Origin of the sequence: Bacillus sp. SH5-2, assembly GCF_008368905.1 — a bacterium.
GTDB lineage: Bacteria > Bacillota > Bacilli > Bacillales > Bacillaceae_G > Bacillus_A > Bacillus_A luti.
The window spans coordinates 1-25,132 of record NZ_QOSD01000004.1 but is presented as its reverse complement, the minus strand read 5'-3'; the positions used below and the strand labels follow the sequence as shown (position 1 = coordinate 25,132).

At 33.7% G+C, this 25,132-nt stretch carries 24 protein-coding genes, 1 pseudogene, 1 riboswitch and 2 other annotated features; of the genes and pseudogenes, 20 read left to right on the top strand and 5 right to left on the bottom strand.

Annotated features, from left to right (window positions below):
* Nucleotides 1–24: 24 nt before the first annotated feature.
* Both DN410_RS03440 and DN410_RS03435 read right to left on the bottom strand, forming a co-directional pair.
* Nucleotides 25–1,392, bottom strand: a complete 1,368-nt coding sequence (locus tag DN410_RS03440; RefSeq protein ID WP_149175363.1) for an alanine/glycine:cation symporter family protein — start codon at nucleotides 1,390–1,392, stop codon at nucleotides 25–27.
* Between the two features lie 107 nt (nucleotides 1,393–1,499).
* Nucleotides 1,500–1,621, bottom strand: a riboswitch (glycine riboswitch).
* A gap of 208 nt (nucleotides 1,622–1,829) precedes the next feature.
* A complete protein-coding gene (locus DN410_RS03435) occupies nucleotides 1,830–2,405 on the bottom strand; it encodes a hypothetical protein (protein WP_149175362.1) in 576 nt (191 codons plus the stop codon).
* A 141-nt stretch (nucleotides 2,406–2,546) separates the two neighbouring features.
* Here DN410_RS03435 and DN410_RS03430 point away from each other — a divergent pair, with 141 nt between their 5' ends.
* The 12 genes and pseudogenes from DN410_RS03430 to DN410_RS28135 form a co-directional block, all read left to right on the top strand.
* On the top strand, nucleotides 2,547–2,879 hold the full coding sequence (locus DN410_RS03430) for a hypothetical protein (RefSeq protein WP_149175361.1): 333 nt from the start codon (nucleotides 2,547–2,549) through the stop codon (nucleotides 2,877–2,879).
* Between the two features lie 143 nt (nucleotides 2,880–3,022).
* Nucleotides 3,023–3,835, top strand: a complete 813-nt coding sequence (locus tag DN410_RS03425) for a nucleotidyltransferase (protein WP_149175360.1) — start codon at nucleotides 3,023–3,025, stop codon at nucleotides 3,833–3,835.
* A 252-nt stretch (nucleotides 3,836–4,087) separates the two neighbouring features.
* A complete protein-coding gene (locus tag DN410_RS03420) occupies nucleotides 4,088–4,708 on the top strand; it encodes a YdbC family protein (protein WP_149175359.1) in 621 nt (206 codons plus the stop codon).
* Nucleotides 4,709–4,894: 186 nt separating this feature from the next.
* A complete protein-coding gene (rluF, locus tag DN410_RS03415; protein ID WP_149175358.1) occupies nucleotides 4,895–5,602 on the top strand; it encodes a 23S rRNA pseudouridine(2604) synthase RluF in 708 nt (235 codons plus the stop codon).
* A 124-nt stretch (nucleotides 5,603–5,726) separates the two neighbouring features.
* Nucleotides 5,727–5,950 (top strand) — a binding site (T-box leader).
* Nucleotides 5,951–5,985: 35 nt separating this feature from the next.
* Nucleotides 5,986–6,208 (top strand) — a binding site (T-box leader).
* A 44-nt stretch (nucleotides 6,209–6,252) separates the two neighbouring features.
* Nucleotides 6,253–8,175 (top strand): threonine--tRNA ligase, encoded by a 1,923-nt coding sequence (thrS, locus tag DN410_RS03410; protein ID WP_149175357.1) that lies wholly within the window; start codon nucleotides 6,253–6,255, stop codon nucleotides 8,173–8,175.
* Between the two features lie 249 nt (nucleotides 8,176–8,424).
* Entirely contained in the window at nucleotides 8,425–9,192 is a 768-nt protein-coding gene (locus DN410_RS03405) for an ABC transporter ATP-binding protein (RefSeq protein WP_149175356.1), read from the top strand.
* A gap of 11 nt (nucleotides 9,193–9,203) precedes the next feature.
* The gene (locus DN410_RS03400) at nucleotides 9,204–11,087 is read left to right on the top strand and encodes an FtsX-like permease family protein (RefSeq protein ID WP_149175355.1); all 1,884 of its coding nucleotides are present in this window, start codon (nucleotides 9,204–9,206) and stop codon (nucleotides 11,085–11,087) included.
* 231 nt (nucleotides 11,088–11,318) lie between these two features.
* Entirely contained in the window at nucleotides 11,319–12,350 is a 1,032-nt protein-coding gene (locus DN410_RS03395) for an alpha/beta fold hydrolase (RefSeq protein ID WP_001226491.1), read from the top strand.
* 224 nt (nucleotides 12,351–12,574) lie between these two features.
* A complete protein-coding gene (locus tag DN410_RS03390) occupies nucleotides 12,575–13,441 on the top strand; it encodes an ABC transporter permease subunit (protein WP_149175354.1) in 867 nt (288 codons plus the stop codon).
* Nucleotide 13,442: 1 nt separating this feature from the next.
* Entirely contained in the window at nucleotides 13,443–14,444 is a 1,002-nt protein-coding gene (locus DN410_RS03385; RefSeq protein ID WP_149175353.1) for an ABC transporter permease, read from the top strand.
* 327 nt (nucleotides 14,445–14,771) lie between these two features.
* Entirely contained in the window at nucleotides 14,772–15,092 is a 321-nt protein-coding gene (locus DN410_RS03380; RefSeq protein ID WP_149175352.1) for a heterocycloanthracin/sonorensin family bacteriocin, read from the top strand.
* Nucleotides 15,093–15,312: 220 nt separating this feature from the next.
* Nucleotides 15,313–15,450: pseudogene (locus DN410_RS28135) on the top strand (peptide ABC transporter permease); the annotation flags it as partial.
* A 45-nt stretch (nucleotides 15,451–15,495) separates the two neighbouring features.
* Here the strand turns inward: DN410_RS28135 and DN410_RS03370 are convergent.
* The gene (locus DN410_RS03370; RefSeq protein WP_149175351.1) at nucleotides 15,496–17,196 is read right to left on the bottom strand and encodes a pyruvate oxidase; all 1,701 of its coding nucleotides are present in this window, start codon (nucleotides 17,194–17,196) and stop codon (nucleotides 15,496–15,498) included.
* An 82-nt stretch (nucleotides 17,197–17,278) separates the two neighbouring features.
* On the bottom strand, nucleotides 17,279–18,016 hold the full coding sequence (locus DN410_RS03365; protein ID WP_149175350.1) for a ZIP family metal transporter: 738 nt from the start codon (nucleotides 18,014–18,016) through the stop codon (nucleotides 17,279–17,281).
* A gap of 123 nt (nucleotides 18,017–18,139) precedes the next feature.
* Here DN410_RS03365 and DN410_RS03360 point away from each other — a divergent pair, with 123 nt between their 5' ends.
* The 3 genes from DN410_RS03360 (at nucleotide 18,140) to DN410_RS03350 (ending at nucleotide 20,590) form a co-directional block, all read left to right on the top strand.
* Nucleotides 18,140–18,925: a class I SAM-dependent methyltransferase gene (locus tag DN410_RS03360; protein WP_149175349.1), complete on the top strand. Its 786-nt coding sequence runs from the start codon at nucleotides 18,140–18,142 to the stop codon at nucleotides 18,923–18,925.
* Between the two features lie 66 nt (nucleotides 18,926–18,991).
* Entirely contained in the window at nucleotides 18,992–19,621 is a 630-nt protein-coding gene (locus tag DN410_RS03355; RefSeq protein WP_149175348.1) for an immunity protein Imm33 domain-containing protein, read from the top strand.
* 102 nt (nucleotides 19,622–19,723) lie between these two features.
* On the top strand, nucleotides 19,724–20,590 hold the full coding sequence (locus DN410_RS03350) for an MBL fold metallo-hydrolase (RefSeq protein WP_149175347.1): 867 nt from the start codon (nucleotides 19,724–19,726) through the stop codon (nucleotides 20,588–20,590).
* Nucleotides 20,591–20,664: 74 nt separating this feature from the next.
* Here the strand turns inward: DN410_RS03350 and DN410_RS03345 are convergent, their stop codons facing one another.
* Nucleotides 20,665–21,267: a DUF2441 domain-containing protein gene (locus DN410_RS03345; protein WP_149175346.1), complete on the bottom strand. Its 603-nt coding sequence runs from the start codon at nucleotides 21,265–21,267 to the stop codon at nucleotides 20,665–20,667.
* 211 nt (nucleotides 21,268–21,478) lie between these two features.
* Between DN410_RS03345 and DN410_RS03340 the strand changes: the two genes are divergently transcribed.
* The 5 genes from DN410_RS03340 to DN410_RS28285 all read left to right on the top strand — a co-directional run bounded on the left by DN410_RS03340 (nucleotide 21,479) and on the right by DN410_RS28285 (nucleotide 25,104).
* Nucleotides 21,479–21,964, top strand: a complete 486-nt coding sequence (locus DN410_RS03340; RefSeq protein ID WP_149175345.1) for a DUF2798 domain-containing protein — start codon at nucleotides 21,479–21,481, stop codon at nucleotides 21,962–21,964.
* A 187-nt stretch (nucleotides 21,965–22,151) separates the two neighbouring features.
* Entirely contained in the window at nucleotides 22,152–23,045 is an 894-nt protein-coding gene (locus DN410_RS03335) for an alpha/beta fold hydrolase (protein WP_149175344.1), read from the top strand.
* 261 nt (nucleotides 23,046–23,306) lie between these two features.
* A complete protein-coding gene (locus DN410_RS03330) occupies nucleotides 23,307–23,819 on the top strand; it encodes a HEAT repeat domain-containing protein (protein WP_255446652.1) in 513 nt (170 codons plus the stop codon).
* 75 nt (nucleotides 23,820–23,894) lie between these two features.
* A complete protein-coding gene (locus DN410_RS28290; RefSeq protein WP_255446651.1) occupies nucleotides 23,895–24,662 on the top strand; it encodes an IS4 family transposase in 768 nt (255 codons plus the stop codon).
* Entirely contained in the window at nucleotides 24,625–25,104 is a 480-nt protein-coding gene (locus DN410_RS28285; protein ID WP_255446650.1) for a transposase, read from the top strand. Before DN410_RS28290 ends, DN410_RS28285 begins: the two co-directional genes overlap by 38 nt.
* Nucleotides 25,105–25,132: the final 28 nt, after the last annotated feature.

Genomic DNA, 25,132 nt, shown 5'->3' with positions numbered 1-25,132 from the left:
ATGAGCCATTCCTTTTTAAAGTGACTAACTTGCCTGTTTTTTATGACTTTCTTTCAATTTCTCTGCTTGTAAAAAGCGATTCGTTTCAGCAACAACAATACCGCTTAATCCAATTAGACCAATTAAGTTTGGAATTGCCATAAGTCCATTTGCAATATCAGCAAATGTCCATACGATGCCTAGTTTTAAATTGGCACCAATAGCAATCATGACGATAAAGATTGCTTTATAATATTTAACAGCACCTTCTCCAAATAAATAAGCCACGCATTTCTCACCGTAATACGACCAACCTAAAATAGTAGAGTAGGCGAATAGAATTATTGCGATACCAAGAATCATACTACCAGCAGTGCCGAATACAGATTGAAATGCTAGAGTTGTTGCTTCAACACCAGTTTTACCTGATTTCCATGCACCTGTAGTAATTAATACAAGCCCTGTAATGGTACATACGATAAATGTATCAAGAAAAGTACCAGTCATAGAAACTAAAGCTTGCTTTGCAGGTGAATCAGTTTTTGCTGCAGCGGCCGCGATAGGAGCACTTCCTAAACCAGCTTCGTTCGCAAAAACACCACGTGCCATCCCGATTTGAATAGCTGATGCAACTGTTGCACCGATAAAACCACCAGCAGCTGCAGTACCATTAAATGCACCAGAAAAAATAAGTGAAAATGCTTCTGGAATTTGATCGTAGTGATAGAAAATAATAATAAGACCAGCAATGATATAAAAGAAAGCTTTAATAGGAACAACATATCCTGTCACTTTCCCGATTTTTTTTACACCGCCTAAAATAACGATAGCGATTAAAAATGACATTACTATTCCAGTTAAAGCAGGTGGGAAAGAGAAATTAATTCGCATTGCCTCTGCAACTGAGTTTGATTGCACCATATTACCGATACCGAAAGAAGCAGTAGTACCAAATATAGCAAATAAAACAGCAAGCCATTTCTTACCTAAACCACGCTCTAAATAATACATGGGTCCACCAGAGTATTCGCCATTTTCATTACTAACACGATATTTCACTGCAAGAATTGCTTCGGCATACTTTGTTGCCATTCCAAATAAAGCGGTAATCCACATCCAAAAAACTGCACCAGGACCACCAATTGTTACTGCGGTTGCTACGCCAGCTATATTTCCCATACCAATCGTTGCCGCCATAGCTGTCATGAGTGCTTGGAAGTGACTAATATCTCCAGAGGAAGATGTATCTTCTGATTTTTTAAATGCAAGTTTATGAGCGTATAATAATTTACTAAACTGTAAACCTTTTAGACGCACTGTGAGAATGATACCAGTCCCAACGAGTAACAACAAAGTTGGTAATCCCCACACATAATGATTAATTTGTTCTAATGCTTTACCTACTGTCTCCATCTTTATTCTCCTTTTTTAGAAAAAATAAAAACCACTTCAAGTAAATGAAATGGTCTCTGGAGAAACAAGGAATAGAAAAATAAACCGATATAAATCGGCATTTTCTTTCGCTTGTCTCTGTCCTTTTTACCTGAGAGATTATCCGCTAAAATAGCGGATTTGCTCCTTCGGCGCTCGTTTTCCTCTGCGCTATATATAAGCGAGAGGGAGTCTCTCCAGAGATTCGTCCCCATGCAGTTCTACTTGTAACCAAGACCTGAGAGTTTCAAAGTTAGTTCAGCAACTTTTTGCCCCGTCGGTAGATCAATAGATCTTCTCCTGAATGGTTCATCCGAATTATAAAATTTATAAAAACACTGATTATAAATCAATAAAAACATTATAGACAGACAAAATGTGAATTGCAATCTTTTTTTATTTTAAAATAGTAAACAGTTTTATTTTTTTGCAAGTCCTAATTTCTCTTCGACTTCATTTAAAGTAGATAAAGCGATGACAATATGTTGATCTGCAAGCCCTAAAGCATGTTTTGTATTTTCAATTATCGCACTGTTTGGAGTAGAGTTAGTGGCTCCGTCTATAATTAAATCTGCCGCGTTTTTCATAAATTTAGAAGCAGCCTTAAATTCAGTTGTGAAATAAACTAGTTGTTCTTGTATTTTTACTTCCGATATATTTTCTTTAATTTTCAAAGTGTCTATTTCATTCATAATGTTTTCATATTGTTTGGAAACAGCATTCATTGTAACTAATAGTTTATTTCGATCTACTGAATCTCCATTCGTGTTAATCTCTTCCCAGGCAGGCAACCAATCTTTTTCGATGATGTCATTATAATTAGTAGTCAATTCATTAATTTTAGGTTGTAAATTGGTTTTGAATGATTTTGTATCAACTGTTTCTAAAGTTGCTTTTTCGTTTGTATTTTTATCATTAATTGCATAAAAAACCGTACTTGCAATGATAACAATAGAAACTATAATTGCCCATTTATTTAAAAATGACTTCTTCAATATGTAACGCCTCCAAAAATAAAATCTAATAATTATAATATACATTAATAATGTTATTGGAAATAGAGAATATGTCTAGATTTGATTTTAATTATATTTTTTCTATGCATAAATAATTAAAATTAGTAAAATAATGAAAGAATGTGTGAGAAAAGGGGATTATTAGTGAAAAAGAACAGAAGAAAACTAGTTTCAAATATAGCAGCGGCTATGTTAGTAGTTGGCTTATTTGCACTCATATATATGAACAAAGAATCTGAAATTGAAGATTTTCCACTGCCGATGTCAGCGATACATATTAACGATGATAATGAAAAGCATTATAAATACATAAGTGTAATGCCTATTACAAAGGCAAGTGGATGGGAGAAGTTAGGTGAAAATGGGCATACTGTTAGTTTTAAAAAAGGTGAGCGGAATGTAACCGTATTACATTATCCTGGAGAAATTACGTATTATTTATTTGAAAAATAATTGATGATAATGTGTTAGGAAGTAAGCGATACTACAAGGATGTTTACTTCCTATTTTTTAGGTTTTTAATTCTGAATTATTTGAATTATAATAGTTATGCGTATGGAATAAAAGAACATTATGTATGGAAATGAGCTGATTATTTGCCAAGTATAAAGAGAATAGGTCGTTTTTGTCCTACAGACGATGAAGGATATATTATAAATGATGCACATATTGATAAAATCCAACCTATATTTATGGGGGGCATACGAGAAATAAAAAATACTTGTTGTGAAATGTTACAGGATCATTTGCACAGTGTGTATATAAGAGGTTCTATTCCAAGAGGGATTGGAATGGAAGGAATTGCCGATATAGATGTAATTATATTAGTACGAAAGGATCCTAAATTAATAGACTTAAATTGGCGAAAGAAGCTAGAAGCTCGAATGTTACAAAAGTTTAATTGTATATCAGGAGTAGAGTTAAGTTTTTACAGTGAAAAAGAAGTGATAAACCCTAATGGTTTTTCTTTTATAAGCTTTATGATACAAACGCATAGTGTATGTATAGTGGGGGAAGACGTTAAAGTGTCTTTACCTAAATATAAAGTAAGTCAGGAGTTAGCCTATGAACATCTTATTCAATTGCGGAAACAAATTGGACAAGCTCGTAAAGAGTTAATTCATAATAAAGGTGTGGATGATATAGTAGATTGTTGTCGTTGGATAATGAAGATCATAATCAGGGCAGGCCTGGCATTAACTATTGATAGAGAAGGGCTGTATTCGAGAGATTTATACCCAGCGTATACACTATTTAGTAAGCATTTTCCCGAACAAGAAGAAAATATGAGAAAGGCATTACAATATGTAATTGAGCCAGTGAATGATATAAATGAAATTTTATTATTTTTAGATACGTTTGGTGAATGGCTGATAGAAAGGGCAGAGAAGAATTTAGATGTTATATAATTTTATTATGTAAACAAATATTATTGAATAAAGTAAGAGAGGCAAGGACTTTGAATTTTATTATTCTTAATATCTATTCGCGAGGTAAGTGTACAGGGAATCAACTTGCAGTATGTACGGTTAGTCATTAAATTTTGAATGAGAAAATGCATTCAATAGCAATAGAAATAAATGATCTTAATGTTCGTGTAGGTGGAATAGTAGAAAGGATTGCGATTGGAAAATGGGTTTTATGACAAGGGGGATATAGGAATGTTATTAAAAACAATCTACTGTAAGGTAGAAGAAGAGAAAAAGGAATTGTTTTCAAAAGCACAAGAAAAATGGTGTGATATACAGCATTTAGATGGATTTCATGGACAATTTGGTGGATGGAATGATAATGAGGCGTGTGTATTTACTTTATGGAATGATAGGGGTGCGTATCAATCATTTATGAATGGTGCTCACGATACAATTTATTTAAATAGTAATCAAGAGGATACGTTTCTCTCATGTGAAATTGAACTATTTCAAACGTTGTATGATATTACTGATACGCCTTTGAAAGACATTGTTATAGGAGGATCATTCGTAAGAGTTGCTATTTGTGATGTTAAGGTGGAAAAGGAAAAGCAGTTTTTACATAAGCAAGAAACAATATGGAATAAAGGAATGGAGAATGCAAAAGGGATATTAGGTGGGGTAGTTGGAAAGTCATTAAAAAATGTAAATCGGTACATCGTGTTAACTTATTGGAAAGATGAAATGGCGCATCAAAATTATGTAGAAGAGATTTTCCCCGAGTTGTATAAACTAGCTAATATTCATGAAGATATAGAAGATATAAGAGGTAAACAAGCTGTATGTAAGGAAGAATGGCTTGTATATTAAGCACGGAAAAAGTGCATAAATGAATGTATAATAAAGATAATTTCTTATAAACAAGAAATTAATAGAAGACGTTATATACCCTTTCATGTTAATATATTTAAGTTATAATAGGAGGCTTACCCTTTTGTATTGTACGGTAGAAGCAGTGTGAGCTTGAAATTTTTTTATGAAAAGGATGTGCCTAATTTGCGTATAAATAAATTTATTAGTGAAGCTGGAAAAGCGTCTCGACGTGGAGCAGATAAACTAATTAATGAGAGAAGAGTAATTATTAACGGTAAGGTTGCAAAAATTGGTGACCAAGTAAATCCAGGTGATGATGTACGCGTAAATGGAGAGCAACTTCGTATTGCTCGAGATCACGTATATATTGCTTTAAATAAACCAGTAGGTATTACATGTACAAGTGAAAAATCAGTAAAAGGTAATATTATCGATTTAGTGAATCATCCTTTACGAATTAGTCATATTGGACGTCTCGATAAAGACTCAGACGGCTTAATTTTGTTAACGAATGATGGCGATATTGTTAATGAGATTTTACGTGCTGAAAACAAACATGAGAAAGAATATATCGTTTCAGTAGATAAGCCGATTACACCGGAGTTTTTAGAGAAAATGGCAGCTGGTGTGAAAATTTTGGGTACAAAAACGCTTCCTTGTGAGATCACACAGTTATCAAAATATGAGTTTAAAATTATTTTGACACAAGGATTAAATCGCCAAATTCGCCGTATGTGTGAAGCGTTAGGTTATCAAGTATATACGTTAAAACGTACGAGAATTATGAATATCGAATTGAATAATTTACCGGTTGGACAGTGGAGAGATTTAACGAAGAAAGAGAAAAGACGTCTATTTTCAGACTTAAATTATGAACCACAAGATTGGTAAAATTGTGAAGGGGAAACCAAAAATTTATTTTTGGTTTCTTTTTTTATTAAATAAAAAATCTTTTTTAACACTTGCAAAAATAAAATGAATAAGATATAGTAAATAACAATTAATGGATGTACTTTTAAAAGCAAAGAAAAGGACACGAGTTATTTTATCCGGTTATACAGAGAAGGAAGGAAAGCTGAGAACTTCCTAACGCAGAAAAATAACTTACCACCTTAGAGCTGCACTGGGGAAATTAAGTATCTAGTGCCGTGTAAACGACGTTACCGTAAAAGAAGCCATTGTATATTTTACAATGGGAATCTGGGTGGAACCACGGATATAAGCATATTCGTCCCTATTTTAGGGATGAATATGCTTTTTTGCATTCAATTTCATAATAAGCGAAGAAGAGGACACGAGTTATTTTACCCGGTTATACAGAGAAGGAAGGAAAGCTGAGAACTTCCTAACGCAGAAAAATAACTTACCACCTTAGAGCTGCACTGGGGAAATTAAGTATCTAGTGCCGTGTAAACGACGTTACCGTAAAAGAAGCCATTGTTTGTTTGCAATGGGAATCTGGGTGGAACCACGGGTATAAGCACACTCGTCCCTATTTTAGGGATGAGTGTGCTTTTTATTATGAAAAGGAGAGATGAAAAATGAAAGAACAGATGATTGAAATTAAATTTCCAGATGGTAGCGTGAAAGAATTTGTAAAAGGAATTACTTTAGAAAAAATTGCTGGATCCATTAGCAGTAGTTTAAAAAAGAAAGCAGTCGCAGGGAAAGTAAATGATCAGTTATATGATTTACGCCGAAACGTTGAAAATAATGCGAAAGTAGAAATCATTACTCTAGATTCAGACGAAGGTGTAGAAATTGCAAGGCACTCCGCGGCACATATTTTAGCGCAAGCTGTAAAAAGATTGTATGGTGATATAAATCTTGGAGTAGGGCCTGTTATTGAAAATGGATTTTATTATGATATGGACCTTCCGAGTAGTGTAAACATAGAAGATTTACCAAAAATCGAAAAGGAAATGAAAAAGATTATAAGTGAAAATATAAATATAGAGCGAGTTGAGGTTTCTCGAGAAGAAGCGGCAAAATTGTTTCAAGAAATGAACGATGGTTTGAAATTAGAACTTTTAGAAGCAATTCCTAATGAGGAGAGTGTAACACTTTACAAACAAGGTGAATTTGTAGATTTATGTAGAGGACCACATTTACCATCTACAGGTTATTTGAAAGCATTTCAATTAACTAACGTTTCTGGTGCATATTGGCGAGGTGATAGCAACAATCAAGTGCTTCAGCGCATATACGGTGTTGCATTTTCTTCTCAAAAAGCATTGGAAGAGTATTTACATTTTATTGAGGAAGCAGCAAAAAGAAATCATCGTAAGTTAGGTAGTGAATTAGAGTTATTTATGTTTTCTGAAGAGGCTCCGGGAATGCCGTTTTATTTACCGAAAGGACAGATTATTCGTAACGAATTAGAAGCATTTTTAAGAGGAATTCAAAAAGAGTACAATTATCAAGAAGTCCGCACTCCGTTTATGATGAACCAAGAATTATGGGAGAAGTCAGGGCACTGGGGACATTATAAAGATAATATGTATTTCTCAGAAGTGGATAATAAAAGTTTTGCATTAAAACCGATGAACTGCCCAGGACATATGCTTATGTTTAAAAATAAATTGCATTCTTATCGTGAATTACCGATTCGTATGTGTGAGTTCGGTCAAGTGCACCGACATGAATTTAGCGGGGCATTAAATGGATTATTAAGAGTACGTACTTTCTGCCAAGATGATGCTCATTTATTTGTAACACCAGAACAAATTGAAGATGAAATTAAATCAGTAATGGCACAAATTGATTACGTATATAAAACTTTTGGATTCGAATATGAAGTAGAACTTTCTACTCGTCCAGAAGATTCAATGGGTGATGATAAATTATGGGAGCAAGCAGAAGCGGCGTTAGCAAATGTATTACATTCATTGAATTATAAATATAGACTAAATGAAGGTGACGGTGCATTTTACGGACCGAAAATCGATTTCCATATTAAAGACGCTTTAAATAGAAGTCATCAGTGCGGAACAATCCAGCTGGATTTCCAAATGCCAGAGAAATTTGATTTGAATTATATAGATGAGAAGAACGAAAAGAGAAGACCAGTTGTCATTCACAGAGCAGTATTAGGATCTTTAGATCGCTTCTTAGCGATATTAATTGAGCACTTTGGTGGTGCGTTCCCGGCATGGGTGGCACCAGTTCAAGTGAAAGTTATTCCCGTTTCGAATGCAGTTCATGTACAATATGCGGATGAGGTTGCAGATAAATTAGCGCAAGCTGGTATTCGAGTTGAGCAGGATATGCGAGATGAAAAATTAGGATATAAAATAAGAGAAGCACAAATGCAAAAAGTTCCTTATGTACTTGTTATTGGGGATAAAGAAATGGAAAGTAAAGCTGTAAATGTACGGAAATATGGGGAAGAAAAGTCAGAAGTTGTTGTGTTAGATGTATTTGCGGCTAGTATTAAAGCGGAAATAAAGAATAGAAAATATTGATTGTGAAGAAAACACACCATTAGAAAGTGGTGTGTTTTCTTTTTTACCTTACAAAAATGTAAGGTAAATGTAAGCGAAATCGAAGGAACGAGTTGTAGAAAGATGAGAATATGAAGTAGGAAATAAATTTATGTTACCTGTATAACTCTTTTAGTTTGAAGAATTAAAAAATTCTTAAGAATTTACATGAGAAAAAGATAAGAAATATGTGAGAAATTAAATTTATACAAAAGGGATGGAGTGAAAGAGATGTCAACAAATGTAGTGACTGTAGAACGTGTAGAAAAAACGTATGGGAAAAGAAATGAAAATCAGTCAAAAGCATTAAGGGGTGTTTCATTAAGCATTAAAGAAGGAGAGTTTGTAGGGATTATGGGTCCTTCTGGATCTGGAAAAACGACTTTACTTAATGTGATTAGTACGCTTGATCAAGCGACAGGTGGCAGTGTGACAATAGCGGGCACAAATATTACTTCTATGAAGGGAAATGCATTATCAGATTTTCGATCTCAAAAATTAGGGTTCATTTTTCAAGATTTTAATTTACTTGAAAATTTATCAATTTATGAAAATATTGCTTTACCACTTTCTTTGCAAGGTGTACCGTCAAGTGAAATTACTGGAAAGGTAAATGAAGTAGCAAAAAAATTAGGCATTACTGAAATTTTAACGAAATATCCGACTGCTGTTTCTGGTGGACAAAAGCAAAGAACAGCGGCAGCACGAGCTTTAGTACATAATCCGGCAATCGTATTAGCAGATGAACCGACTGGGGCGCTTGATAGTAAAAATGCCAAAAGCTTATTAGAAGCGATGCAAGATTTACATGAAAATCACAATGTAAGTATTTTAATGGTTACACATGATGCATTTAGTGCAAGTTATTGTGAACGTATTTTATTCATTCAAGATGGTCTTCTTTATAAAGAGTTAAAGCGTCAAGGGACACGAGAAAATTTCTATCAAGACATTTTAGGTGTGCTCGCTCATATGGGCTCAGCTTCTGAGTCTAAGTAGGGGGCGAGAATATGTTATTCAAATTATCACGTCATAGCATGAAAAAGATGTTAAAAGACTATATGGTTTTACTGATTGGTCTCGTTATTAGTATTAGTATTTTCTACATGTTCCAAACGATGGCGATGAATAGTGAATTTACGAAAGATAATAGTCTTATTAGTAGTATTAGACTCGTATTTTGGGTAGGTGCCATATTACTATCGTTCATTACCGTATTTTATATTATATATGCTAATTCTTTTTTACTTACATTAAGAAGAAAAGAACTCGGTATGTACATGATGCTTGGGGCGAAAAAGAAAAAAGTAGCACAGTTATTATTTATTGAAACATTCGGTATGGGTATTGTCAGTATTATTATCGGTATTGTAGTAGGGATGTTACTAGCAAGTGTAGCGGGAAACTTTTTAATGAATGGCATGGAGATTTCAGCAAAAGGTAGTTATTCATCTGTATATACACCAGCAATCATAGTTACAGCTATATTCTTCTTAATACTATTTTTTATTACTGGTTTAATGAATAGCATCCGTTTATTACGTAAAACAGAACTAGAGTTAATTCGTGAAGATGAAACACTAGATGAAGTGAAGAAAAGTAAGGCTCGCATTATCATCATGACGGTGCTTGGTGTATTACTAGTAAGTACAGGATACTATTTTATGGTAAATATAAGGACATATGCTGAAATTGGTTTTATAATAGCGACGGTTGTTACAACACTTGGAACGTATTTTATTTTCAGTTCATTGCTCCCATTTTTTGTGATGAAAATTAAAGGAAATAAAAAACGAAATGAAACGGGCTTAAATAGTTTTACATATGCACAGCTACGCTTTCGAGTAAATAGTTTATCGAGAGTATTAGGTACTGTAGCGATGCTAATTGCATTAGGTGCAGGTGCAATGACAGCAGGTATGGCGTTTCAAAAAAATGTAGGCATTATGACAGACTTCTCACGTGTATATGATGTTGTAATTCATGATCCAAATGAACAAGATACAGCAGCATTAAAAGAAATGGAAATTGTTGAAGAAAGCAAGTATAAGTATAAAGTAGATGGAGAAGCGGTTTATTACTTACGTAACGACTTAACTGCAAAACCGCCACTTGTTTCCGATCATTTTGATACAAAAACTTTAAAAGAGCCTGCACGTAAACGTGTGGCTGAACCTTTAACTGAACCTGTTTATTCTGCATTGGAAGCTCCCGAAGCAGCGAAAAAGTTTCCTCCTATGCCAAAAGATTGGGAAGATGCAGTTGTAAGAGAAATACAAATTACACATAATCAATTTAACGGAAAACCTGTAAGAATTGCTGATGAGGAGCATTATAAGGCAGTTCAAGGAACAGAACATAGTGTAACGTTAGTAAAAGTAGACGATATGAAAAAATATAAACCATTGTTGCTCGACATAGATAAGAGACAAAAAGAATTAATTGAAAAAACAACAGGTGCAAAAGTAGATTTATATACGAAAATGACAATTTATCAGTTCATGAACAGTTTCATGAGCGGAACAATGTTTATGGGATTCTTCCTCGGAATTGCCTTCTTAGCAATGATGGCAAGTTCCCTTATGTTCAAAATATTAACAGGTGCTTCTCGTGACGTACGTCGTTATGAAATGTTACGAAAAATCGGTGTGAGACGCAGTATGTTAACAAAAAGTATATATAAAGAAATTTCATATTTATTTATCTTCCCAGCAATTATTGGAATTTCCCACGTTTTAGTAGGGCTTAATTTATTCAGCTTTATATTAGTTGACCCATTTGTGAAAGTATGGGTGCCGATAGGGGTTTTCTTAGTAATTTATTTCATTTATTACTGGATAACTGTTCAACTTTATAAAGGTATGGTAATGCCGAAAGAAGAAGTAGCGAAATAGTTTAAGAAAAGAGTCCTTGTTATGAAAACAAGGGCTCTTTTGTGTTTCTCATACATAAAAAGGTGTATGAGAGATTTTATTAAGCCACTCTGAGATTAAAATATTGAAAATTAAGAAAATATTAAGGGTTTATGTAGCGGAAAGTTAAGAAGTGTATGGGAGACTTATAAAGTACTAACAAATTGAGATAGGATGGATATTTCTATAAATTTAAAGGAAAGGGAACGGTGTATGAGGAAAATAAAAAATCTAATAAAACTTATTGGAGTCATTACTATATTATTACTAATCATAGCGCTAGTATTTCCAACATGGACTTCGCAAATAAAGGGGAAAAACAGTATAAGTATATTAGAACAGGTTGAGATAAATGGAAGTGGTCATGAGATTATGATACGCGGCAAAGATAAGGGAAATCCAGTTATTATTTTTGTGCACGGTGGGCCAGGCTCATCGGAAATACCATATGCTCAAAAATACCAAGACTTATTGGAAGAGAAATTCACAGTTGTTAATTACGATCAAAGAGCAAGCGGGAAATCGTATCATTTCTTTGAAGACTATTCGAAACTGTCGTCAGACCTACTTGTAGAGGATTTATTAGCTATGACAGATTACGTATCAAAACGTCTCGGAAAAGAAAAAGTAATATTAATTGGCCATTCTTACGGTACATATATTGGAATGCAAGCTGCCTATAAAGCACCTGAAAAATATGAAGCGTATGTTGGTATAGGACAGATGAGTGATACAGTACAAAGTGAAATGGATAGTTTAAAGTTTATTATTGATCAAGCGAAAAATACGGGGAATGAAGAGGAAGTTTCATATTTAAAAGGGTTAACTGAAAAAATTAAAAATGGTGATACATACACTCCGCGAAATTATGTTGCGAAATATGGTGGAACATCAAGACTCATTGAAAATCCAGATGGTGATAATATGGGGATGCTATTTAGCAATGAATATAACTTGCTTGATGTAATTCGTTATAACGTTGGATTATCACACTCTCAAACTGTCTTATTAGAAAAAGATTTAAAGAATCCGTTACCTACAAAAGTAGCTAAGCTAAAGATACCGTTGTATTTTCTTATGGGCAAATACGACTATAATACTTCATTTCATGCAGCAAAACAGTATTTTGACAGGATTGAGGCGGATAAAAAAGAATTTATTACTTTTGAAAAATCCGCTCATTATCCGCAATTTGAAGAGAAGGAAAAGTTTTATGAGTGGATGTGTGATATGTTTTTAAAATGAAAATAAATAAAAAAGCACTTATTTTAAAAATAAGTGCTTTTTTATAGTATGTAATCCATCAAGAAGGAAAATGTTGGATAATAGTCGAAAAATATAATACAGCTTCCGAAGAATGCCGGAAATCATTATGTTTTGTCGAGAGAGGGGTTAATTCATTACATGGTATAGGCACAATACATGGTATTTATTTCTGAATATTCATTTAAATAAAAGGGGTAATTGTTATGTTTATTCGAATTGGTAAGTGGTGTGGGGTTACATGTTTACAATTGTTTGCCGCATTTATTTGTATTCTTTTTTTAGGGGCACTCCCGCGTTTATTTAAGGGATTGCAAATTGATTTAATCGGTTTTTGGAATACAGTTGTATTTCTTGGAGAGAAATTACTTCAACCAGGTGAAATTACTTATGGATTTCGGAATTCAAGAAAGTTATTTCCACAAATATGGATTCATTATGTAGAGACAATGTTTGTGTTTCTTTCCGCATTTATACTATCTTTACTCATTGCGTATCTTATCGTTGTGTGGGTATTACAACGTTCTCAATCAAAGCAACGAATATGGAATGGAGTTTTTGTAGCGCTTGAAAGTATTCCTGATATTTTATTAATTTTACTATCTCAGCTTCTAGTAGTAATTATCTTTCAAAAAACAGGACTTATGCCGGTGAAACATGCAGGATTGGGTGAAGAAAAAGTACGCATGTTACCAATAATATGCCTTGCTATACCTACAACATTATTATTTATTAAGCTACTATTATTACGTTTTAGGGAAGAATTAGAGAAAGATTATAGTATATTTGCAAAGAGCAAAGGACTAAGTTTAAGACATATTTTGACGCACCATATTTCAAGGAATGTCTTGTTAACAACAGTCTATTATGCAAAAACAAATATTTTATTTATGTTATCAAATTTATATATTATTGAATGGTTATTTAATACGTACGGCATGTTTGTTTTTGTAAAAGAAAATTCTAAATTAGAAATATTTACAGTGAGTTTAGTTATATTATACGTACCGCTTTTTATACTATTTCGTATATTACATACGCTGCTGCAAAATGTTATAAAGGAGCGTGTGTAACATGTGGCAAGTTGTAAAAAGAGATGTTAGGTTTTGGATAGGTGTTACTTTTTTGAGTGTATTAATGATTGTTAGTATTGGAAATACGGTGTTTTTTGACGGGAATATTCGTGAAATAACGATGATGTATAACGAAAAGGGACAATTAGGGGCTGCTCCGTTTTCACCATCTAGTAAATTTTGGTTCGGAACTGATGTGAAAGGACGCGATCTTTTTCAATTAATAATAGAAGGGGCAAAATGGACCGTAGGAGCGAGTATCGTAATCGCAGTTTTACGTGTAGCAATTGGCGGAGCTATTGGCTTATTACTTGGTATGTACAGTAAACGCTCATTTCCAGTTATTTCATCCTTTTTTGATCCCTTTAGTATTGTACCGATGATTATGATTTCCTATTTTATATTAAAGGAAGTTTTAATGTTCGAAAGTGGGGAGGCAGCTGCTCCGTTTCATTTGCGAGTTGCGTTTCAAATTTTAGTTCTTACATGTCTTGCAGTACCGACAGTTATGTTATATGTAGCGCAAGAAGTGAAGCGTATTAAGAAAGAAGAATTTATGTTGGCGGCAACAGTGCTTGGAGGAAGTAAGTGGCAGAGACTGAAGCGCCATGTATGGCCACATATGTTACCTTCTTTTCTTTTATTAGTAGCTCAACAATTTGTAAGTGTGCTATTACTTCTTATGCATCTTGGTTTACTTAAGTTGTTTTTCGGAGGAACGATATTGTTTGGATTAGATCCAGATAGTGTAACAAAAGAATGGACAGGCTTAATTGGCCAAAATTTCCGTCACTTAACTACACACACATGGATTGTACTAACACCAATCGCTTTCTATAGTATGACAATATTGTCGGGAAATCTGATTAGTAATAGTATGCAAGATGCGATAACACTAGGAAACGTAAGAATGCCAAAGAAGAAAGATAAAGAAGTGAAAGTAGAGAAACAATCGCAGCCTACCGTGAACGATTTTTCATTTCATAGAGAGGTATCAAAATAGAGAAAGGTAGCTGAAAATAATAAGTTTTCAGCTACCTTTCTTTTATATTTTAAAGGGGAGATAAAACTGCAAATACTTGTTTATCCGGAAATGCAATTTTCTCAGCAAGTGCACCAGGAAAATTATAATTTCCATTTATAAAAATGAATCCATAGTAAAAAAACTAAAAATAGGTATATGAACAAGGTGCATCATCTAGTGATAGGTCATATTTTGTTGGTGTACGTATTGAACTTAGTTTATAGCGCTATTTCTACTTAGATTTAACAAAACAGAAATATAGGAAAGCATCGATGGGGTTGTAGTTAACAAACGGAGGTTATGAAAATGAATAAGTTTCAACAAGAACTACAAGCGTTAAGTCTGAATGATTATCATTCTGGAAATATTGTGTATTGGGACCAGCAAAATCAATATCCATATTACCATATAGAAGATACTGCTCGTCGCTGTGGCGGTTGTGGTCGTTGTGGCGGTTGTGGTCGTTGTGGTGGTGGTGGATTTCGTTGTGGTGGATTCCGTTGTTTTGGTTGCTTCGGTTGCTTCGGTTGCTTTAATTGCGGCGGCTGTGGCGGTTGTGGTGGTTGCTCTAATTGTTTTAATGGTTTTACTGATACTACTGGTACTATTGTAACATATGAATATTGATAAGAGACAAAATGAATCCATTTTGAAAAAGATTGATTAAAACGGATTCATACTTTTTAAAGCATTATACAATTTTTATAAAAAAGCGCTAACAAGTTTGCAAACGAACTTGCTAACACGTATACGAAATAGATATAAAATAACGCTGATATGTCACTTGAAAAAAAGACTTAATTAAGTAAATAATATTAATGTGAATACTCAAAAAATCATTCGTGATATTAGTAATAGTATGCAAGATGCAGTTAAGCTAGGAAATGTGAAAAGGCCGAAGAGGGAAAATAAAGAAGTGAAACTAGAAAAGAAAATACAGTCTAATGTGAATAATTTTTCTTTTTATAGAGAGGTACAAAAATAAAGAAAGATAGCTGAAGACAAATTGTTTTCAGCTATCTTTTTTCGTTTAAAGGGGAGGTAAATCTATCTTCCCTTCTTCAAATAATTCTTTTATCATATGTTTCGTATAACCAGCCGCTTGACCAAATGTGATTTTTGCTGGCATTGGTGCTTCGTTTACATCTACAACTACATCTATAATACATGGTTTATTTTGTTTTACTGCGTTTTCAAAAGCTGGGAGTAGTTCATCTAAATTCTCAACACGGTATCCAATACCCCCACAAGCTTCCGCGTATTTTGCGAAATCAGGATTTGTTAAGTCTGTACCAAATTCGATATTACCCATAACCTCTTGTTCGAATTTAATCATTGCAATTTTATTATTGTTCAATACGACAACAACGATTGGTAGCTTATATTTAACAGCTGTTACAAAGTCGTTCATTGTCATTCCAAACCCACCGTCACCACAAACTGCAAATACTTGTTTATCCGGGAACGCAATTTTTCCAGCAAGGGCACCAGGTAAACCGCAGCCAAGTGTTGCGAGCCAGCTAGAAATGATAAATTGTTGGTTTGTCATACGGAAGTGTCTTGCTGTCCATACTGTTACATTTCCGACATCGACCGAAAGAATTGCGTCATCATGAGCTACTTGCTGCAAGGCATGCATAACTCGCTGTGGTTTAATTGGAGTGGAAGAATCTTCTTCTTGATTGTGTAATTTTTCTTCCCACTTTTTCATCATTTCTTGATGGTGTTCTAAGAAAGTATGGTCTTCATGTTTTTCAACATTTGCAACTAACCATTTTAATGTTTTATCAGCATCACCAGCTAAGCCGATATCTGTCATATAACGTTTTCCGATTTGTGCGGGATCTGTATCGATATGAATGGTTTTTGCCTTTTCAGGTAAGAAACCAGTAAATGGATAAGAAGTACCAACCATAATTAAAGTATCCGCATGCTTCATTGCTTCATAAGAAGGTTTCGTTCCAATTAATCCTAATCCACCAATGCAAAGAGGGTGTTCATCAGGAATAATTCCTTTAGCTGGTAATGTAAGTACGATAGGAGCACCAATATGTTCTGCAAATGCAAGTAAAGATTCTCTTGCATGTTTTGCGCCTTTTCCAGCTAAAATAACAGGCTTTGTCGCTGCATTTATTGCGAGTTTCGCTGCAGCTAAATCTTCTTTTTGCGGAAATAGCTCAGGTAGTGTAAAAGAAGTGTTGGTAACACGAGCACCATTTTTTACTTCGAATTTCGGAACATCATCAGGAATCGTAAGAACAGATACACCTTTTTTCGTATATGCCATTCGAATCGCTTGATTCACTACAGAGGGTAACTGTTCTGCAGACATAATGCGCTGGTTATAAACCGCAACATCATCAAACATTCTTTCTAAGTTTACTTCTTGGAAAAAATCGGTTCCGAGTAAATCAGATTCCACTTGTCCTGAAATTGCTAATACCGGGGCTTTATCGAGTTTCGCATCATATAAACCATTGAGTAAATGGATTGCACCTGGTCCTGCAATAGCCATACATACGCCTAGTTTTCCTGTTAATTTTGCATAGGCAGCCGCTGCTAATGCACCAGCTTCTTCATGGCGAACTTGAATGAATTTAATTTTATCTTGTTTTTTTCTTAAAGCTTCAATTATAGAATTGATGGAATCTCCGGGCATTCCGTATATGTGTTCTACTCCCCAGTCAATTAATAGATCAACTAATGCTTCACCCGCTGTTTTTCCAAACATAATTGTTCCTCCTTATAAATAGGTAGATAACAATATGATTTGGAGAAAAAGGAAAAATATACAAATGATAAAATTATTCGTCTTAGTGGTGACCAGCGAATAGTGTAAATACTGAAATTAATAAAAATCCACTAGTCGCCCACGTTAGAAATGAAAAGAAAGAGAGCTGTTTCTTTGCCTTCCAAAGCATCTCATGAATTGTGACATAGCCAAGTGAACCGATAGCACTTCCCATAATGAGTCCTTGCAGGTGAAGAGCTTTTCCTTCCATCAAAATTCCAAAAATTGTACCTGTACCGAGAATAAGAGAAAGTAATAAAGTTGTTAATAAAAATGAAATATATTTATGATTTGTAAAGAGAAAGGGGATAATTAAAGCTAATCCTTCTGGAATATGGTGAATGACGATTGCTATTAAAAAGGGAATGGCAGAGTTAGCATGATTAATAAAAGCTGTACCTAACGCAAAGCCACTTGGCATATTGTGAATGAATATAGCGAAAGAAAGAAAAAGGAAAGTTTGCCATGCTTGTTGATCTTTTTTATGTATCATTGGATGATGACAATAGTTACCTAATAAGCTCATAACTAAAATACCGATAGCTATACCAAGTATAGTCCCAATTATTTCATAGCTTGAAAATGTTTCAGGAATAATTTCAAGTGATAATAATCCAAGTAAAATTCCGCCACATAATGCGTATAAACGATGCATTTTTTCTTCAATTAGCTGGCGTGTTACTACTCCAACAGCACCGCCTAATAGTAATCCACCGAATGAAAAAAACGTAACAATCATTGGAATCCATAATCGTTCCACAGTATCACACTCCGATTCTATACCCTTGTTTTTAGCTTACGAGAAGGAAAGTTAGATTAGTCCAAATTATTATGATTAATTATAGAGAAAAAACTGTAAATTCATTATAATTTATATATTGAAATGAAATGGAGAGTACAAATGCAAACAAAATGGAGTTTATCTGAATACGAAAATCCAAAACGATATGATATTGAAAATAAAAGTTTGTCAGATTTTCCGTTCTTACTATCATGGGCACAAAAACTAAATATACAAAATGAATGGATTCTAGATATTGCTTGTGGAACAGGAAGAGTTACAATTCCGTTTATAGAAAACGGATATCAAATGATCGGTGTAGATATACATGAAGGAATGCTTGCTGAAGCGAAGAGAAAAATTACAGGCTGTAAGAAGGTAAAATGGTTACAACAAGACTGCTTACAATTGAACATTGAAGATACCATTTCGCTAGCATTTATGGTGGGGCATGGATTCCAGCATTTCCTTACAAATATTCATCAAAATCAATTATTAACATCTATTCATCATGTGTTAGCTGAGAATGGTATATTCATATTTGATACACGTTTCCCTTCAAGAGAAGAATTAATACAACCATCTACAGAAGAATATTGGACAACTGTTAATGATGAAAAGGGTAGGAAATGTGATTTATATACTGAAATGACATACGATTCAATTCAGCAAATACAGCACTACATAACAACAAGAAAGTTTTATGAGGGTGATACGCTAGTAGAGGAACTAAAAACAACGATTGATCTTCGTTATACGTATCCGCAAGAATTAGAAAGATTGTTAGAGTTGAGCGGGTTCGAGTTGCTACATATATATAATGATTGGGACGGGAATGAGTTAGGAGAGGATTGTTATTCAATGGTGGTTGTTTGTCGGAAGAAATAATAGTATAAAAATCTCTAAGGATTGAATTGGTGTCTTACATAATTATTATTTTAGGAGGGTGAAAAAATGTCCTGGTATTTAGATAACGTTTATGAGTTAAATAAAAAATCTCCATATACATTTTATGTTCCCGGTGCAGAAGTTTTGAGGGAATTAAATGTTGGAGATTTGGTAAAGTTAATTTTTGTAACTAAAAACGAAGAAGAAGATGGGTTTCATGGTGAAAGAATGTGGGTTGAAATCACTGAAAGAAATGAAAAGAAGTTTGTAGGGAAACTGAGCAATGATCCGTATCGTTTAAATTTAAAAATAGGTGATGAAATTTCATTTGGAATTGAAAATATATGTGATACGGAATATAACGATCCAGCTTCAAAAGATTGGGATTATTATTTTGACACGAAGGTAATTGTTAGTAATGATGTACTTGAAAAAAGAGAATTTAACTTCATGCTTAAAGAGGATCCAAGAGAAGAAGGTGACTCTGGTTGGTCAATACTAAGTGGCTATGAAAGTGATGACTATGTAAATGATCCTAAAAACTTTCAAATTATTTCAATTGGAGTCATATTGAATATAGATGATTCTATTTTAGAATTTATTGGGGAACCACCTTTATGTGCATATGAAAGAAATGATAAAGGTGAATTTTATAAGATAGAAGATTATAATTGGGATGCTTATTTAAATGGATAGAAGAAGTTACTACGTTTTAAAGAAAGCAATATATATTATTTCACGCTATGCGCTGGTACAAATAAAAATTGAAGAGAGTAGTAGTAAATGGAGGTACTAATTATGCAACAAATTAAAAAAATAGGAAACTCATTTTGGTATATGACACCTGTCTCTGAAACAGATAGACCTATATTAGGAATGGTCGTTGGACAAGAAAAAACTTTAATGATTGATGCGGGGAATTCAGAAGCACATGCACAATTATTTTTAGAAATGCTAAAAGAACAGAATGTATCAAGTCCTGACTTTGTAGCATTAACGCATTGGCACTGGGATCATATTTTTGGATTGCCTGTATTGCAAGATGCATTAACTATTGCGCATACTGAAACGAAAAAAGAGATGCAGAAACTAGTATCTTATGAATGGACAGATGATGCGTTGGACGCACGGGTAAAAGAGGGTACTGAAATTGAATTTTGTGCGGATTGTATCAAAAAAGAGTTTAGTGAACAAACGAGAAACATTAAAATTATTCCTCCAACTGTAACGTTCCAAACTCAAATTGAATTAGACCTTGGTGAAGTGACATGTGTGTTAAAACATGTTGGCGGAGATCATGCACATGACTCTGTTGTTATGTATATTAAAGAAGAAAAGATATTGTTTTTAGGAGACTGTATTTATGCTGATATTTTTTCTTCGAATTGGAATTATACGACGAAACGAACGTTTAAATTAATAGATGAATTAGAGAAATTTGATGCTGAGACATATATTCTTTCTCATGGGACGGCTATAAATCGGGATGAGTTTTTACAAGAAATGCATTTGCTGAAAACAGTAGGAACTTATACGAAAATACATAAAGGCGATGAAGAGAACATAAAGGGAGCGTATAAACGAGACATAGATAGAGAATTAAATGAAGATGAACTAGAAACTATAACGTTTTTTGTAAATGGTTATGAGATGAATAATCTGTAAAATATAACTTTAGTCAAAGAGCATTAAATTACACAAAAAGAGTATTGAGAGTAAGTGCAATACTCTTTTTGAAATTAAATTTGAATTGATGAAAAATCATCAATAATTTCCACTACTTCAATTTTCCCATTAATCAATAGCTCAGGAAGTTCATTTTCAACGTTTCCCTTCCAATACTCTCTAGCTTGTTCAATCTTATGAGAGAAAGGAATACCATCTTCTTTCGGTAAAAGGTTCCCGTCACCTTCAAAAAAATTACCATTGACTCGTAGTTTAACAACCTGCAAAACCTCTCGATTGTAAGAATCAAATAAAGCTTTCCATTTCAAAGCATCTTCATAGTTTTTGGCAGCATATAAGCAAGATAATCTGGAAGGATATTCAGGATATTCTTGTAGCCTAACCATTTCTACAATTGTTTCCCTAACTGCTCTAATTGTTTGATCCATATAACTCATAACTACTTTCGCATTTTCATTTTTTATATGTAATCCGCCATTTACATAATGATTTTTTAAAATTTGTATCGAATCTTCACCGTTAGAATTTAATTGCTCTCTTTCAAAAAAGAAGCGATATAGGGTATTCGTTTGATTTTTGTCAAAATGAATGATTTGCCCTATACTCATTTTTTTCCTTGTAACGATGTGATAAGCGTAAAATTCTGCTTCATGCATGGTAATCCTCCTAGTAGTTATATATTTCAATGTTAAATTTAATAATTCAACATTGAAATATATAAAACCTCTATAAATAAAAGTGAGAGTTCGAGTTGAGAGGAAAAAAACATATGAAAACGTTTTAAATTCGTTCACAAAATGTTCACTTACGAAGAGGTTTGCAATATCGATATAATGACAAAGACTCAAAGAGAAGGGATGATGAAAATTGCCAACAACAAGAAAGGAAAATCTCCAATTTGGCATGATGATGTGCCTAGGGATGGTTATCGTAATGACGTTTTACAATGTATTGATGAATGGAGCAGGAGGACCAATTCATATTAAGGAGATCGTATTAGAACTACTCATTGGATTTATAATTGCACTATTAATTGAAATATGTATCGTTGGACCTTGTGCGAAAAAAATTGTATTCGCGTTACCGTTTGATAAATCGAAGAAAATAAATATTATTGTTGTGATGGCGACAGCAATGGTAATCGGAATGGTGTTCTTTATGTCATTTTTCGGTATGGCTATGATGTATTTACATAATGAGTTACATGGTGACTCATTCATTTCTATTTACTTTTCAATTTTTATTAAAAACTTTATGATGGCATATCCCCTACAATTAATCATTATGGGACCGTTAGTACGTTTCTTATTTACAAGATTTGTTATGAAGAAGAAATCTGTTAATATAGCGTAATCTTAATTTGTAAAATATTATATATTGATAAAATAATTAAAGTGCAACTCAAATATTCTGAGGTGTGCTTTTTTTGTTCATTCCTATAAATAAGGATAGTGTCTAAAGAATATAAAGGGAAAAAGTGTTAATGGTCAGAACTTATACATTTAGATAGTAATAAGTGAGCGATAAGGAGAAAGGATAAATGAATCAGTTTATGTTGCAAGATGGTGTACACTATTTGAAAATCAATGGGATTTTGCATTGGTGTAAAGTTGCAGGGACAGCTCATAATACAGTTCCTCTTATTATTGTACATGGTGGTCCAGGTGGTAATCATTATGTATTCGAAAGAACACTTGGATTGAGGTTAGAAGGAAATATGACTGTAGTTTATTACGAACAAAGAGGATGTGGACGAAGTGAGGCACCACAAGATGATGGTGAGTACTCAATCCATACTCTAGTTGAAGATTTAGAGGAATTAAGAAAGCAATTAAATGTAGAGAAAGTAAATTTGTTAGGATATTCTTTTGGTGGACAACTTTGTTTAGAGTATGCTTTGAAATATCCGAAAAACATTGGGAAAATGGTATTACAAGCACCATCGTTAGATGATTACGATGTAATGTATAATGTGCAGATAGAAGGTTTTCTACAAATAACGAAAGGGGAAATGAAAGAACAAATATCAAAAATAATTAAGTCAGAAATTCCTTTGAAAGAAAGATATCATCAAGTTTGGAATATAGTTGATACAGAAACTGTAGATCGTCTATTATTTAAAAATGAAGAATTTGCAAAGCTAAATCGAAGTCTTTGGGAGGAAAGTAAGTTAAGTAATACAGGTAAGATGAGTAAAGTTATTTTTGAAACAAAATCACTTTTACCGCTTATTGAGCGCATTAAAGATTTAGAAATTGATACGTGTGTCATAGTCGGGGCGCATGACTATAACACGGGTGTAGGAATGAGTAATAGAATAACGAGACAATTGAAAAATAGTAAACTTTTTATATTTGAAAATAGTGCGCATTTTCCAGATATTGAGGAGACGGATAAAGTATATGAAACGATTATTGAATTTTTGGGACGATAGTGGGATCGCTAGCATTTCGGAAAATCCTCACGCTAAGAGTATACAAGATTTTATACAGTTTTTCGGCTAATCCAGTAACAAATGAGAACTCGAAACCTTACACTATGATAGGAATGTATAAAAAATTGCATAGATTGATAAAAAGAAAAAAAGGCGAATCCCTTATGGAAGTAAGGATTCGCCTTTTTCTTTGCTACCGATAATGATGCGTTATGTTAATTGAGCATGAATATGGTATACAATAAATTAGAGGTGAAAATTATGAATCGAGAACAAGCCATTCAAATACTTGAAAAATACTCTCCTATGCCTGATGACGAGGATTTAACTGAAGAAATGATAGATGAATACGCAAGTGCAATTACATATTTTGAGGAGAATCCACATCCAAGTTGCATAGAGCCTATTATGATGACCTTTAGTTTAGATGATTGTTATGGTGTATATGACCATGCAACAGGTGTATTATGTGAGTTTAGTAACGATGAGATAGTACCATACCTAATTAGAGCTATACAAGATAAACATGAAGGTAGAAGATACTGGGGAACAGAAGTAGCTAAATTCTTTCCGGATATAAGATTAATTAGTTCTTTATTGACTTGTATTGACGATCCAAATGATGAAATTCGAGAATATGTAGCTTACGTATTAAGTAAGATTGGTGATAAGTCAGTTTTGCCTGTATTACTTAATAGACTACTAAAGGAACACAATGAAGATGTTTGTGAGGAATTAAAACAAGCTATCTCAAAACTAGAAAGACTTAAATAACTTCCGAGAACGATAATTATGTAAATAAGCTGTCGACGAAAGCGAAATAGAGCACAAGACCTCGTTTCATTATGCGTGTTTCTCAGCCAAGCAATTGGGACAGAATCCCTAGTTAGTTTATGTGCGAAACTAACTAGAGCTACGGGAATCCAATTATCTAGTCAAGGTCTGAACGAACGATTTAATGCACAGACTGTACAATTCTTAAAGGAATTGTTTTTACAAGTATTTCGAAAGAAGTTTTCTCCAATGACTCCTTTATCTAACCGTTTTACACGTATCCGTATACTAGATTCAACAGCCTTTCAGCTTCCAGCTCAATATGCATCTTCTTACAAAGGGGTAGGCGGAGGTGGTTCAGAAGCTGGTGTGAAAATTCAATTAGAGTGTGAACTGATTTCCGGAGAATTTTTAGAAACAGCTGTAAGAGATGGAACAAGTAGCGATTGCCGTTATGGACAGGAACGTACGCAAACATTAGAGCCAGGGGAACTTTCTCTTCGTGATCTTGGTTATTTTTCTATTTATGATTTAGAAAAAATTGCGGATCGAAAAGCATTTTATGTGTCACGTATTCGCTGGAATACACAAGTCTATCAAAAAGAGAAAGGTGGAAAATGGACTCTTCTCGATTTAGAAAAATTGACGAAAGATCTATCTGAAGGACAAATACTAGAATTACCGGAAATCTATATAGGACTTCACCAAAAACATAAAACACGCCTTGTCATATATCGTCTAACACAAACTGAGTGGGCGAAACGTTTGGAACATCACAAGAAAGCGAAAAAGAAGATGCCGAAATATGCAAGCCGTATACCTTCTTATTACGAACGTATCTAGTAAACACCTTCCGCACAATGAAGTATATGAACTGTATTCTTTACGGTGGCAAATTGAAATTATATTTAAAACATGGAAGTCTATTTTTAAAATTCATGAAGTGAAACCTGTGAAACTGGAACGATTTCAATGTCATTTATATGGGCAATTAATTGGTTTGTGTTTGGTAGCTAGCATTACATATCGAATGAGAAGACTTATATGGGAGAAAAAACAAAAAGAGGTTAGTGAGTATAAGTGTACATATATCGTCAAAATTTACTTCTCTAGTATACACGACGTGCTTTTCACAACCTTTCAACATCCTGTATCAGTGCTAACCAGGCTCTTTCAGGATCTTGTCAAAAACGGACGAAAAGCACGAAGGTATAAGTGTCGTACACCGTTCGATATCCTTAGTATCACTCAAGAATGTACGAAAAGACTTCACAAAGCCGTATAAAAAATACGAAATCCAGAGAGTCTTATTT

What these genes read in the sequence shown, in the direction of transcription:
- DN410_RS03440 (WP_149175363.1), bottom strand. Translation starts at nt 1,392, where the DNA reads ATGGAGACAGTAGGTAAAGCATTAGAACAAATTAATCATTATGTGTGG.
- DN410_RS03430 (WP_149175361.1), top strand. Translation starts at nt 2,547, where the DNA reads ATGTGTGAGAAAAGGGGATTATTAGTGAAAAAGAACAGAAGAAAACTA.
- DN410_RS03420 (WP_149175359.1), top strand. Translation starts at nt 4,088, where the DNA reads ATGTTATTAAAAACAATCTACTGTAAGGTAGAAGAAGAGAAAAAGGAA.
- thrS (WP_149175357.1), top strand. Translation starts at nt 6,253, where the DNA reads ATGAAAGAACAGATGATTGAAATTAAATTTCCAGATGGTAGCGTGAAA.
- DN410_RS03405 (WP_149175356.1), top strand. Translation starts at nt 8,425, where the DNA reads ATGTCAACAAATGTAGTGACTGTAGAACGTGTAGAAAAAACGTATGGG.
- DN410_RS03400 (WP_149175355.1), top strand. Translation starts at nt 9,204, where the DNA reads ATGTTATTCAAATTATCACGTCATAGCATGAAAAAGATGTTAAAAGAC.
- DN410_RS03395 (WP_001226491.1), top strand. Translation starts at nt 11,319, where the DNA reads ATGAGGAAAATAAAAAATCTAATAAAACTTATTGGAGTCATTACTATA.
- DN410_RS03390 (WP_149175354.1), top strand. Translation starts at nt 12,575, where the DNA reads ATGTTTATTCGAATTGGTAAGTGGTGTGGGGTTACATGTTTACAATTG.
- DN410_RS03385 (WP_149175353.1), top strand. Translation starts at nt 13,443, where the DNA reads ATGTGGCAAGTTGTAAAAAGAGATGTTAGGTTTTGGATAGGTGTTACT.
- DN410_RS03380 (WP_149175352.1), top strand. Translation starts at nt 14,772, where the DNA reads ATGAATAAGTTTCAACAAGAACTACAAGCGTTAAGTCTGAATGATTAT.
- DN410_RS03370 (WP_149175351.1), bottom strand. Translation starts at nt 17,196, where the DNA reads ATGTTTGGAAAAACAGCGGGTGAAGCATTAGTTGATCTATTAATTGAC.
- DN410_RS03360 (WP_149175349.1), top strand. Translation starts at nt 18,140, where the DNA reads ATGAAATGGAGAGTACAAATGCAAACAAAATGGAGTTTATCTGAATAC.
- DN410_RS03355 (WP_149175348.1), top strand. Translation starts at nt 18,992, where the DNA reads ATGTCCTGGTATTTAGATAACGTTTATGAGTTAAATAAAAAATCTCCA.
- DN410_RS03350 (WP_149175347.1), top strand. Translation starts at nt 19,724, where the DNA reads ATGCAACAAATTAAAAAAATAGGAAACTCATTTTGGTATATGACACCT.
- DN410_RS03345 (WP_149175346.1), bottom strand. Translation starts at nt 21,267, where the DNA reads ATGCATGAAGCAGAATTTTACGCTTATCACATCGTTACAAGGAAAAAA.
- DN410_RS03335 (WP_149175344.1), top strand. Translation starts at nt 22,152, where the DNA reads ATGAATCAGTTTATGTTGCAAGATGGTGTACACTATTTGAAAATCAAT.
- DN410_RS03330 (WP_255446652.1), top strand. Translation starts at nt 23,307, where the DNA reads ATGAATCGAGAACAAGCCATTCAAATACTTGAAAAATACTCTCCTATG.
- DN410_RS28285 (WP_255446650.1), top strand. Translation starts at nt 24,625, where the DNA reads ATGCAAGCCGTATACCTTCTTATTACGAACGTATCTAGTAAACACCTT.